At 68.7% G+C, this 11,856-nt stretch carries 10 protein-coding genes; 1 reads left to right on the forward strand and 9 read right to left on the reverse strand.

Annotation, left to right across the window (positions count from 1 at the left end):
* Positions 1–96: 96 nt before the first annotated feature.
* Positions 97–807, reverse strand: a complete 711-nt coding sequence (locus tag ACFYPG_RS07760) for a cytidine deaminase (RefSeq protein ID WP_355010186.1) — start codon at positions 805–807, stop codon at positions 97–99.
* Between the two features lie 302 nt (positions 808–1,109).
* Here ACFYPG_RS07760 and ACFYPG_RS07765 point away from each other — a divergent pair, with 302 nt between their 5' ends.
* Positions 1,110–1,556 (forward strand): nitroreductase/quinone reductase family protein, encoded by a 447-nt coding sequence (locus tag ACFYPG_RS07765; RefSeq protein WP_387351818.1) that lies wholly within the window; start codon positions 1,110–1,112, stop codon positions 1,554–1,556.
* A 54-nt stretch (positions 1,557–1,610) separates the two neighbouring features.
* On the opposite strand, the gene ACFYPG_RS07770 is transcribed toward ACFYPG_RS07765, so the two are convergent.
* The 8 genes from ACFYPG_RS07770 to ACFYPG_RS07805 form a co-directional block, all read right to left on the reverse strand.
* Positions 1,611–2,891: an ABC transporter permease gene (locus ACFYPG_RS07770; RefSeq protein ID WP_357199973.1), complete on the reverse strand. Its 1,281-nt coding sequence runs from the start codon at positions 2,889–2,891 to the stop codon at positions 1,611–1,613.
* Between the two features lie 3 nt (positions 2,892–2,894).
* Positions 2,895–4,259, reverse strand: a complete 1,365-nt coding sequence (locus ACFYPG_RS07775; protein WP_355010188.1) for an ABC transporter permease — start codon at positions 4,257–4,259, stop codon at positions 2,895–2,897.
* A 76-nt stretch (positions 4,260–4,335) separates the two neighbouring features.
* Complete coding sequence (locus tag ACFYPG_RS07780) at positions 4,336–5,985, reverse strand: ABC transporter ATP-binding protein (protein WP_387351820.1); 1,650 nt, start codon at positions 5,983–5,985, stop codon at positions 4,336–4,338.
* Between the two features lie 191 nt (positions 5,986–6,176).
* Entirely contained in the window at positions 6,177–7,244 is a 1,068-nt protein-coding gene (locus tag ACFYPG_RS07785; protein ID WP_387351822.1) for a BMP family protein, read from the reverse strand.
* 277 nt (positions 7,245–7,521) lie between these two features.
* Positions 7,522–7,869 carry a hypothetical protein gene (locus ACFYPG_RS07790; RefSeq protein WP_355010190.1) on the reverse strand — a complete coding sequence of 116 codons (348 nt, stop codon included), beginning with the start codon at positions 7,867–7,869 and terminating at the stop codon, positions 7,522–7,524.
* 86 nt (positions 7,870–7,955) lie between these two features.
* Positions 7,956–8,885: a sugar ABC transporter permease gene (locus ACFYPG_RS07795; protein WP_355010191.1), complete on the reverse strand. Its 930-nt coding sequence runs from the start codon at positions 8,883–8,885 to the stop codon at positions 7,956–7,958.
* Complete coding sequence (locus ACFYPG_RS07800; protein WP_387351013.1) at positions 8,882–10,522, reverse strand: ABC transporter permease subunit; 1,641 nt, start codon at positions 10,520–10,522, stop codon at positions 8,882–8,884. The genes ACFYPG_RS07795 and ACFYPG_RS07800 overlap by 4 nt, the downstream gene beginning before the upstream one ends.
* Positions 10,522–11,772 carry an extracellular solute-binding protein gene (locus tag ACFYPG_RS07805; protein ID WP_387351015.1) on the reverse strand — a complete coding sequence of 417 codons (1,251 nt, stop codon included), beginning with the start codon at positions 11,770–11,772 and terminating at the stop codon, positions 10,522–10,524. Before ACFYPG_RS07805 ends, ACFYPG_RS07800 begins: the two co-directional genes overlap by 1 nt.
* Positions 11,773–11,856: the final 84 nt, after the last annotated feature.

An 11,856-nucleotide genomic window follows, 5' to 3' on the forward strand; every position in this document is an offset into this window, starting at 1 on the left:
TTCACCCTAATACCGCAAACTGCAGAAAAACTACACATAAAATGATCTTCCTAGTCCTTTGGTGGAACCGCCGCACGGCCTGGCCCCCGCCCCAGCTCAGCCACCAGACCACCGAGTCGGGATCTCCAAAGGCGGCTCACCCTCACCGGCCCAGAAGATGGTGCCGGTGGCGTCCACCACGACCACCCGGGGCGTCCGGGCCAGGCCCCAGGTGATCGCCTCGGCCGGGTCGTCCCAGCTCGGCGCCTCCTCCAGCACCCCGGTCTCGGCGCCGGCGTCGTCGCCTGCCGACCGCTCCCAGTACGCCGTCCAGACCTGCTGACCGGCGGACATGTCCGGGTGCACGAAGACGGTGCCGCGCCCGCGCCAGGCGGCGAGCCGCTCCGGGACCACCGGCACCGGCGTCTCCCCGGTGACGGCCTCCAGGTCCTCCACGCCGAAGGCGTGCGGCAGCAGCTCGGCCATCCGCAGCGGCCGGGTCTTGCTCTCGATCAGGCACTCCGGCCCGCCGTGCTCCCAGAGCAGTTGCCGACACCGGCCGCACGGCATCAACGGCTCGCCTGTCGCGTCGACGCAGGAGAGCGCGACGAGCCGGCCGCCACCGGTGGCGTGCAGGCTGGACACGACCCCGCACTCGGCGCACAGCGTCACCCCGTACGCGGCATTTTCCACGTTGCAGCCGACCACCACCCGGCCGTCGTCGACAAGTGCGGCCGCGCCAACCGGGAACGTCGAGTACGGCGCGTACGCGTGCCGCATCGCCTCGATGGCGGCAGCGCGCAACCGTGCCCAGTCAATGTCGGTCATGCCGCCATTCTGCCCAAGCTGCCCAGGTCAGAAGCGGGCAGGGGCAGGTCCACGGCGGGCGCAGCCGTGCCGGGCGTGAGCCCGACTCATCGGTCGCACCACCGCCGCGCAGGCAGCGGTCAGTCGTCACCACAGTGGGAGGCGATGTCGAGGATGACGGCTCGGGGTGAAAGGGACGTTCGGCCCTGCATCTTCCGCTCGGGTCAGCCAACCCTGGAGTCGAGGATGAAGACGTGCGACCGAGGGGACATGTGATGGCGAAGTTGGGGAGCTGGCCGTTGTCCGAGGACGCTCTTCGTCGGATGTACGCGGGGGGCCGCGGTAATGCGGCGGCCCGCAGGTTCGCCCGGCTGTGGGCGGCCGTGTACGGCGCCGGCCTGCACCCGAGGCGGTGGGTGACGCTGGAGGTCGTGGGACGCCGAACCGGTCGGATCACCCGTTTCCCGCTGGGTATGGCCGACTGGCAGGGCGACTGGTATCTGGTGTCGATGCTGGGCGAGAACTGCAACTGGGTCCGAAACGTACGTGCGGCCGACGGCCTGGTGACCATTCGGCACAGGCGTACCCGGGTCTGCCGGCTGGTCGAGGTGCCGATCGATGAGCGTGCACCGATTCTCAAGCGGTATCTGGCGACGGTCCCCGGAGCCCGGCCGCATCTCCCCGTCGACCGGCACGCGCCCCTGTCCGAGTTCGCGGCAATCGCGGCACGGTACCCCGCGTTCCGTGTCGAGACGGCACCCGTGAGATGACTGGCGCGGACCTCGCTGTGCCCGACGGGAGTCCCGCCGGGCACAGCTCGGGTGTCAGCCCTTGATGTACGGCTTGCCGTCGGCGGCCGGTGCCCGGACCCGACCGACCAGCCCGGCGACCGCCAGGATCGTCGCCAGGTAGGGCAGCATGGCCAGGAACTGGCTGGGGATCGAGCTGCTGATCGCGCCCAGGTACGTGGCGAGCTGGTCGGCGAATCCGAAGAACAGCGCGGCGAGCAGCGCGCCGGTCGGGTTCCAGCGACCGAAGATCAGCGCAGCCAGGGCGATGAAGCCCTTACCACCGATCATGTTCTTGGTGAACGAGTAGAGCGCCAGGGTGTAGGACGCGCCGCCGATGCCGGCGACCACACCGGCCAGCAGCACGTTGCGGTAGCGCACCCGCAGCACCTTGACGCCGAGCGTGTCGGCGGCGATCGGGTGCTCGCCGACCGAGCGGGTCCGCAGCCCCCACCGGGTGCGGAACAGCCCGATGTGGATCACCAGCACCAGGAGCAGCCCGAGGTAGAGGAAGATGTTGCCGCGGAACAACGCCGGACCGAGCACCGGGATGTCCTTCAGCAGCGGGATCTCCCAGTTGCTGAAGCGGGGCGCGCTGTTGTACTTCGCGGCGTCGGTCTGCATCAGCCGCTCGTAGAGGAAGCCGGTGACGCCGACGGCCAGCAGGTTCAGCACGATGCCCATGACAACCTGGTCGACCAGGTAGCGGATGGCGAAGACGGCCAGCAGCAGCGAGATGAACGCGCCGCCGATGGCTGCGGCGACCAGGCCCACCCACACGCTGCCGGAGATGCTGCCGAACAGGGCCCCGCTGAACGCGCCCATCAGCAGTTGGCCCTCGATGGCCACGTTGACCACGCCGGACCGCTCACAGAGCACCCCGGCGAGCGCGCCGAAGATCAGCGGCAGAGCCAGGATGAACGTACCGCGGATGATGTTGACCAGCGGCATGAAGTTCTGCCCGGCCGGCGCGGCGCTGACCTGCCAGCAGAGGAACGACAGCACGAAGGCGACCAGCCCGACGCCGAGCACGGGAAGGAACCACCGCTTCGGCACGCCGGCGAGCAGCGCCGCGCCGGCGGCGATCGTGATGATCCCGAACAGGATCGCCCCGATCGTGCCGTTGATCTCCAGTGCGGCACCGGCCGCGTCGTCGCTGAGGGTGAACCGGGCCTGTTGGTCGGTGGCGAGCGCGCCGAAGAGCACCGCGGCCAGCAGGCCGAGCGCCAGCAGCGTGAGACCGACCTTCCGGCTGCGGGTCCAGAAGCCCTCGTCGACCGGGGCGACCGCGATGTCGGGGACAGCCATGGTGGACATGAGTTACCAGCCCTTCGCCAGGCTCGTCTGCAACCGGGCGGCGCGCGCGGCCCGGAGCTGGAAGATCGCCTTCACCAGGGCCGGTGCGGCGATGAAGATGACGATCAGCGCCTGGAGCACTGTCACCAGCTCCAGCGAGATCCCGGAGTACGACTGCATCCGGTTACCACCGGCCTGAAGCGCGCCGAACAGCAGCGCGGCCAGCAGCACCCCCCAGGGCTTCACCCGCCCGAGCAGTGCCACCAGGATGCCGTCGAACCCGATCTGCGCGACCACCAGCGGGGTCAACGCGCTGGCGGTCGAGCCGAGCACCATGTTCGAGCCGCCGAGGCCGGCCAGGATTCCGGCGAAGACCATGATCAGGATGTACGTCCGGGTGACGCTGATGCCCGCGGTCCGGGCGGCGTCCGGGTTGGCGCCGACCGCGCGCAGCTCGAAACCGAGCGTCGAGCGGTTGAGCAGCCAGGCGACCGCCCAGGTGGCGAGCACGGCGAGCAGGATGCCGGCGTGCACGCGCAGGTTGTCGCCGAGCAGTCGGGGCAGCTGGGCGGAGGTGTCCACCGCCTTGCTGATCGCGTCGGTGCGGTTCGGGTCCTGCACGCCGTTCTGCACGATCAACCAGGTGAGGAAGTACGTGGCGACGTAGTTCAGCATGATCGTGTTGATCACCTCGTGCGCGCCGGCACGGGCCTTGAGGATGCCGGGGATGAAGCCCCAGATCGCTCCACCCAGCGCGCCGGCCAGCACCGCCACCAGCAGGTGCAGGCCGGGCGGCAGCGGCAGCAGGAAGCCGGCCAGCGCCGCCATGATCACACCGATGGTGGCCTGGCCCTGGGCGCCGATGTTGAACAGGCCGCCCCGGAAGGCCAGCGCCACCGACAGGCCGGTGAAGACCAGCGGCGCCGCGTAGGTCAGCGTCTCCGAGATCGGCGCGAGCACCGCCTGCCAGCCGTTGGCGCCGTCCAACCAGCCGGAGAACGCCTCGGGGTCGAAGATCGAGCCCTTGAACAGGTTCGCGTACGCCTCGCTGACGAGCGTCCAGCTGGAGTTGATCGCGTCGGACGGGCGGGAGGTGATGTACGAGTAGGTGGCGAGCACGTCGGGATCAGAGATGATCATCAGCACCGCGCCGACCACGATCGCCAGCACCAACGACAACAGCGTCACCGTGAAGGTGTTCGCTGCCCAGAGGTTGTCCAGGAACAACCGGCCCAGGCTCGGCTTCGGCTCCGGGCCTGGCTTCACCGAGCGGTCCGGCTCGGTGGCCACCTCGGCGCGTTCGGTGTTGCCGAGCGCGTTCTGCGCGGCCTGCGCCTCGCTCGCCGGCTCCTTGTCCGGCGAGCCGGACTGCGGATTGGGGTCGCTCATGCCGTCACTCCGCTTCGCTGCGTAACGCCATGAGGCACCAAACCCCAGTGTCGACTGTTCGCTCGCTGGCGCTCGCTCATGCCTCGTCCTCGCTCGCGGAGCCCGCGTCGCGCGCCGGGCTCCCGTCTGCCGCGCCGGGCTTGTCGGTGGCGGGTGCCGCGCCGGGCTCGTCGGCGGCGATTGCCGCGTCGGGCTTCTCGGCGGCGGCGTCGTGGGCCTCGTCCTGGCTGATGCCGGCCATCAGCAGACCGATCTCCTCACGCGGGGTGTCCGGGCCGACGATGCCGATGATCCGGCCGCGGTACATCACCGCGATCCGGTCGGCCAACCCGATCACCTCGTCGAGTTCGCTGGAGACCACCAGAACGGCGGTGCCGATGTCTCGCTCGCGGATGACCTGGCTGTGGATGAACTCGATCGACCCGACGTCGACGCCACGGGTCGGCTGGGCGGCGATGAGGAGCTTCAGTGGCCGGGACAGCTCCCGGGCCACGATCACCTTCTGCTGATTGCCGCCGGAAAGGGTGCCCACCGCCGCGTCGGCCGATGAGGTACGAACGTCGAACTGCTCGATCCGCTCCTTCGCGGAGGCGGCGATCGCGTCCGGCTTCAGCGCGAGCCCGGCACCGAACGGCGGCCGGTCGTAGATGTCCAGCACCAGGTTCTCCGCGACACTGAACTCCTTGATCAGGCCGTCCACGCTGCGGTCCTCGGGCACGTAACCGACGCCCGCCCGGAGCACCTTCTTGGGCTTCCAGCCGTTGATCCGGTCGCCGGCCAGGCTGATCGTGCCGGCCAGCGCCGGGCGCAGACCCATGATCGCCTCAATCAGCTCGGTCTGACCGTTGCCCTGTACGCCCGCCACGCCGAGCACCTCGCCCGCGCGCACGGTCAGGTCGACGCCGTCGACAGCGCGGATCTGCCGGTCGTCGTCGACGACCAGCCCGGCCACCTCCAGCACCGGCTCGCCCGGAGTGGCGGGGGTCTTGTCCACGGTGAGCCGGACGTTGCGCCCGACCATCAACGCGGCCAGCTCGTCCCGGCTGGCCTCCGGCGAGGCGGTGCCGACGGTCTTGCCGCGTCGGATCACTGTGATCCGGTCGGCGATGGCCTTGACCTCGCCGAGCTTGTGGGTGATGAAGACGATCGACTTGCCGGCCGCCTTGAGCGACCGCATGACCGTCAGCAACTCCTCGGTCTCCTGAGGGGTGAGCACAGCTGTCGGCTCGTCCAGGATGAGCAGGTCGACGTCGCGGGTGAGTGCCTTGACGATCTCGACGCGTTGCTGGATGCCGACCGGCAGGTCCTCGATCACCGCGTCCGGGTCGACCCGCAGGTTGTAGCGCTCGGACACCTCGGTGACCTCGCGCCGGGCCCGCCGCCGGTCCAGGAAGCCGGCGATGCCGCCCCTGATCTGCTCGGCGCCGAGCATGATGTTTTCGGTGACGGTGAAGACCGGCACCAGCATGAAGTGCTGGTGCACCATGCCGATCCCGGCCCCGATCGCGTCGGACGGGCCCTTCAGCTTCAGCGGCTTGCCGTCGACCAGGATCTCGCCCTCGTCGGGCTGGTAGAGCCCGTAGAGCACGTTCATCAGGGTCGACTTGCCCGCGCCGTTCTCGCCGAGGAGGGCGTGAATCTCTCCAGGCTCCACCGTCAGGTCGATGTGATCGTTGGCGACCAGATCACCGAACCGCTTGGTGATGCCGCGCAGTTCGAGTCTCAGCGCAACCTCCTGGAGTGCGAGCGATGGTGCAGCCTAGCTGCCGTCGTACCGGCCGGACCGGGCCGGCCGCCGTGGTGCGCGATCGGCCGCTCCGACCCCGCGGGGGTGTCCCGCAGAGCCGGAGCGGCCGATCGGTCGTACCTGTCTGCGCCGGCCCTACCGATGATCTCACCGGAGGGGCCGGCCGGTCGTCACTTGGTCGGCTGGGCCTTCGAGGTGACGGTGATGGTGCCGGCGGCGATGTCCGCCTTGATCTTGTCGACCTCGGCCTTCAGCTCGGCCGGAACCTTGCTGTCGAAGTCGTGGTACGGGGCGATCGAGACACCGGTGTTGGCCAGGGTGCCGACGAAGCCCGGCTTGGACTCCAGCTTCTCGCCACCGGCGGCCTTCACCACGGCCTCCTTGACGGCCTCCGGGATGTTCTTGACCACGGTGGTCACGATCGCGGAGCAGTCCGGGGTGCTCTCGCAGCCGTCGACGTCCACCCAGATGGTGCTGTACTTGCCACCCGACGCCTTGGCCGCGGCGGTGGTGCCGAGGCCGGAGCCGCCGGCAACCGGCATGATGATGTCCGCGCCCTGGGCGACCAGCGCGTCGGAGACCTTCTTGCCCTCGTCCTGCTTGTCGAAGGCGTTGGAGAAGGAGCCCTTCTGGGTCTCCTTGTTCCAGCCCAGGGCCTGGACGTTCTTGCCCTTCGTGGTGTTGAAGTACTTCACACCGTCGACGAAACCGTCCATGAAGATGGTCACCGGCGGGATCGGCACGGCACCGTAGGTGCCGACCTTGCCGCTCTTGCTCATCCCGGCGGCCAGGTAGCCAGCCTGGAACGCGGCCTGGGCGGTGTCGAACTGCATCGGGTAGACGTTGGCGTCACCCGGGTTCGCGTCGACGATGCCGAACTGCTGGTTCGGGTTCGCCTTCGCGATCTTCGAGGTGGCGTCGCCCATCAGGCCACCGACCGCCAGGATGAAGTCGCACTTCTGGTTGACGAACTGCGTCAGGTTCGGCTCGTAGTCGGCCTCGGCCTTCGACGCGACGTACTTGATGTCGATGTTGTCGTTGGCGGCCTTGGCCTCCTGCAGGCCCTTCCAGGCCGAAGCGTTGAACGACTTGTCGTCGATGCCGCCGACGTCGGTCACCATGCAGGCGCTGAACTTCTTGGCGCCACTGCCGGCGTTGTTGTCATCCTTGGGCGCCTCGCCACAAGCGGCGGCGGTGAGCGCGAGCCCACCCACCGCGAAGATCGAGGCGATCCGCATCCCACGCACCGAGCGCAAGACGTCTCCTTCCCATTGCACACCGCGCCTTGTGCGGTGGCAGCCCATCAGCCGACCTGCGGGTGTGCCGCCGGCTGTCCCACGTTACGGACGGGAGCGTACGCCCGCGTCCACCCACCGGCCGACAATCGTGCACGACTGTTGAGCGCCTGTTACCCGGGTGTAACCCTTGCGTGGGGCACATCACTCTTCGTGCTGGTAACCGTGCGCCGCGGCGTCCGCAACGTCCGTTTTCTGGAGGCGTTTCCCTCCTCGGACGTTACCGCCAAAAGACCGCGACCGCCGCGTTGACCAGGGTCAGACCGACGATCGCGAGGAAATGACCGCGGTTGACCACGTCCCGCTTCCGGGAGAAGAAGACCATGACGAAGATCAGCAGCGCGATCACCAACTTCGTCACAAGTTTCGCCGGGTTCGGCTCGTCGTCGCCGCCGCCGCGCAGCGGTGCGGAGAGGCCCAGCCCGGTCAGCAACTGGATCACCGCGCCCCACAGCATGGCCTGGTTGATTCGCAGCCGACCGCTGGCGTACTGGGCGATCGAGCCACCGAGCAGCAGGGCGAACCCGATCAGATGGACGTAGAGAAGGATGAGTCGGAGTGCTTCCACGCCTCCCATCCTCCCCTATCAACGACACTTTGTAGTAGTGGGGTGACCGGTCGGCGCGTCCAGGCCGCCCGGCCACGGCCGACGACCTATCCCTTCACCGCACCGGAGGTGAGGCCGGAGACGATGTAGCGCTGGAGGAACTGGAAGACCAGCACCGTCGGGATCGCGGTCAGCAGGGTGCCGGCCGCGAAGATCCCGAAGTTGGTGTTCCGCTCGCCGCCCTGCAACATGCCCCGCATGCCGACCGCGAGGGTCTTGGCATCCGTGTCGGTGAGGAAGACGCTCGCCATCAGGAACTCGTTGATGGTGTTGATGAAGGCGAGCAGCCCGGTCACCGCGAGGATCGGCGCCACCAACGGCAGCATGATCCGGAAGAAGACCTGGGCGTGTGAGGCGCCGTCCACGGTGGCCGACTCGTCCAGCTCGCGGGGCAGGGTGTCGAAGAAGCCCTTCATCAGCCAGGTGTTCACGCCCAGCGCGCCACCCAGGTAGAGCAGCAACAGACCCCACGGGGTGTTGAAGCCGATGGCCGGCCACAGGTCGGTGATCGTGCCGAAGATCAGGAAGATCGCAACGATCGCGAGGAACTGCGGGAACATCTGGATCAACAGCAGTGACAGCAACCCCACCCGTCGCCCCTGAAACCGCATCCGGGAGAAGGCGTACGCGGCGAGCGCGGAGAGAAAGACCGAGGCGAACGCGGCCCCACCGGCGATGAGCAGCGAGTTCAGGAACCAGTCAGCGAACTCGGTGCGCGCGAACAGGTTCCCGAAGTTCTCCAACGACACCCCGCCGGTCGGCACCAACTCGGTGGACGACAGGGTGCCGAGCGGATTGAGCGCCGCCGAGACGACGAACACGAGCGGAAAGAGACTGAACAGCACGCCGAGCAGGCCGACCAGGTGCCGCCAGCCGACCTCGGCGAACCATCGCTTCTTACGCCTGCCCGCGTTGCGGTCGACCGTCGCCGAGCCGTTCGCGCCGCCCGTGACGGCGGCGCCGGTGAGCATGGTCATGAATACACCTCCTCCTGTTGGCGGGTCCGCCGGAAGCTGACCGCCGACACCACCGCGACGATGGCGAAGATGAACAGCGAGATGGCCGCGGCGAAGCCGAACTGTGCGGCCTGCCCACCGAACGCCAGCCGGTAGGTGTAGGTGATCAGCAGGTCGGTGGCGCCGTTGCTGGGGTTGTCCGCCGGGAATGGCGCGCCCTCGGTGGTCAGGTAGATCGCGTTGAAGTTGTTGAAGTTGAACGCGAACGACGAGATCAGCAGCGGCGAGAGCGCGACCAGCAGCAGCGGCAGGGTGACGGCCCGGAACGACTGCCAGCGCGACGCCCCGTCGACCGAGGTGGCCTCTGTCAACTCCCGTGGGATGGCCTGTAGAGCGCCGGTCGCCACCAGGAACATGTACGGGTAGCCGAGCCAGAGCTGCACCAGGATCACCGCGGCGCGGGCCGACCAGCCCTGCCCGAACCAGTCGACGCTGAGCCCGAACAGATTGTTGATCAGCCCGAAGTCGGTGTTGAACATGTCCCGCCAGACCAGGAGCATCGCGAAGGACGGCATGGCGTACGGCAGGATCAGCAACATCCGGTAGAGGTTGGTGCCCCGCATTCGGGGTGAGTGCAGCGCCAGGGCGATCGCCATGCCGAGGATGAACGTGCCGCCGGTGGAGCCGATGGCGAAGGCGAAGTTCCAGATCAGCGTGCGGAGGAACGGCCCGGAGATCCGCTCGTCGGTGAGCACCCGGGTGAAGTTGGACAGCCCGACGTTCACCTTCCAACCCTGGGCCAGCCGCTCGCCGTCGGCGGCGACGAACGCGCCGACCTCGCCGTCCGCGGTCCAGGTCCTGCCGCTGTCGCTGTCCTTGACGCAGTCGCAGCCCGAGTCGTACGCCCGGACGGCCTTGCCCTCGTACGCCCGGGACAGGCCGGACGAGCGCAGCGCGCCTCCGGCCGTCGGCACCACCAGGTCCGTGATGTCCTTGCTGCGGGCGCTGGCCTGGCTGAAGTTCAGCACGGTGTAGCCGTCGGCCGCGGTGACCTTCCCGCCGGGGCCGACGGTCGCCGCGCCGGGATCGAGCGGGCGAAGGCCCTCGGGGTCGCCGACGGAGACCGTGTCGGTTCCTGGCTTGGTGATCAGGAAGACCAGGGCACCGGTGGCCGGGTCGCCCTTGGTGGCGACCGACAACGGGTACTGGGTGGACCCCGGGACCTGCTTGACCGAGGAGCTCTGGATCGCGACGATCGCGTCGTCCTTGCTGCCTCGGTGGCCGTCGCCGAAGTTGGTGAAGGCCGTGCTCGCGGTGTAAAGCACCGGCACGATCTGGAAGGCGATCAGGAAGAGCGTGCCGGGGATGAGGTACTTCGCCGGGACGTGCCGGCGGCCCAGGTACAGATAGAACAGTGCGGCGGTGGTCAGCACCAGCACCGCCAGCCCGACCCACTTCTCGGCCGCCACGAGCGGGAAGGCCGCCCAGATCGCGATCCCGGCCACCAGGCCGAGCAGGATCACCTTCGCGGCGAGGCCGGTCGCGGTGATCGGCGCGTGGTTCCGCGCGGTACGGGTGGTGCGCGGGGACCCGGTGCGGACGGACCCCCGGCCCGGGGCCTGCTGGGCAGGCCCCGGGCCGGACAGCGGTGTGCTCATTACTTGATCGAACCGGCGATCGTCTTGCCGGCCGCGGTAACCGTGCTGGTCGGGTCGGCGCCGCCGATGACGGCGGCCTCGGCCTTGCCGAACGGGTCCCAGATCGCGGCCATGGCCGGGATGGCCGGGAGCACCTGCCCGTTCTTGCCGGCCTCGATGAACTTGGCCAGGTCCGGGTCGCTGCTCTTGACCTGCTCAAGCGCGGCGGTCAGCGCCGGCGGGCGCGGGTCGGCCTGGTAGAGCGCCACGGCCAGCTCCGGCGTGGTGACGTAGTTGGCGACGAACTCCTGGGCGAGAGCCTTGTTCTTGCCCTTGGCCGCCACGTAGAAGGACTGGACGCCTACGAACGGCGCGGCCGCCTTGCCGCCGGCGAAGCCGGGAACGGCGGAGACGTCGTACTTGATGCCGGCCTTCTTCACGTCGGCGGTGGCCCACGGCCCGGAGACCAGGAAGGCGCACTTCTTGCCGGTGAAGGTGGCGGTCGAGTTGGTGTCGGCGATCGAGCGCTTCAGCACGCCCTCGCCCTTCTCGCCGAGCGCGGCGATCTTCTTGAACGCGGCGATCGACTCCGGCTTGCCCACGCCCAGGTCCTTCGGGTCGTAGTCGCCGTTTGCGGTGGTGCCGAAGAGGTAACCGCCGGCCGAGGTGTACAGCGGATAGATGTGGTACGCGTCGCCCTTCTGGCCGACCTGGAGGCAGAGCGTCTCGGTGACCTTCTTCTGCGCCTTGAGCTGCTTGCCGGTGGCGACCAGGTCCTCGATCGTCTTCGGTGCCTCGGGGGCCAGTTCGGTGTTGCGGATCAGCGCCAGGTTCTCCTGGGCATAGGGCACGCCGTAGAGCTGGCCGTTGAACGTGACGGCCTTGACGGCGGTCTCGTTGAAGGCGGCCTTCTGCTGGTCGGACAGCTGCACCGGGTCGATGGCACCGTTCTGGACCAGGTTGCCGATCCAGTCGTGCGCGCCGATCACCACGTCCGGGCCGCCGCCCTGGCTCGACACTGTCACGAAGTTGTTCTGAAGGTCCTCGTTCGGGACGGCCTGGACCTCGACGCTGACGCCGTTCTCCTGGCCGAACTTCTCGGCGAACGGCTTGAGGGCGGCGGTCCGCTTGTCGTCCGCCCAGATCACCAGTTTGCCGCCGGCGGCCTTGGGGGTTTCCTTCGCGGCCGGCTCGTCGCTGTCGCCACCGCAGCCTGAGGCGGCGAGCGCCAGGGCGAAGAGGGCGACCACACCCGCGGTACGGATGCGCATCGGTACTCCTGTCGTCATGGCGGCTCGCCGGGGACGGGCGGCTCGCCAGTGGAAAGTCTGGAAGTTCTTGCCGATCGGCGCATG

Source organism: Micromonospora sp. NPDC005553 (assembly GCF_042871765.1).
In the GTDB taxonomy this organism is placed as follows: domain Bacteria; phylum Actinomycetota; class Actinomycetes; order Mycobacteriales; family Micromonosporaceae; genus Micromonospora.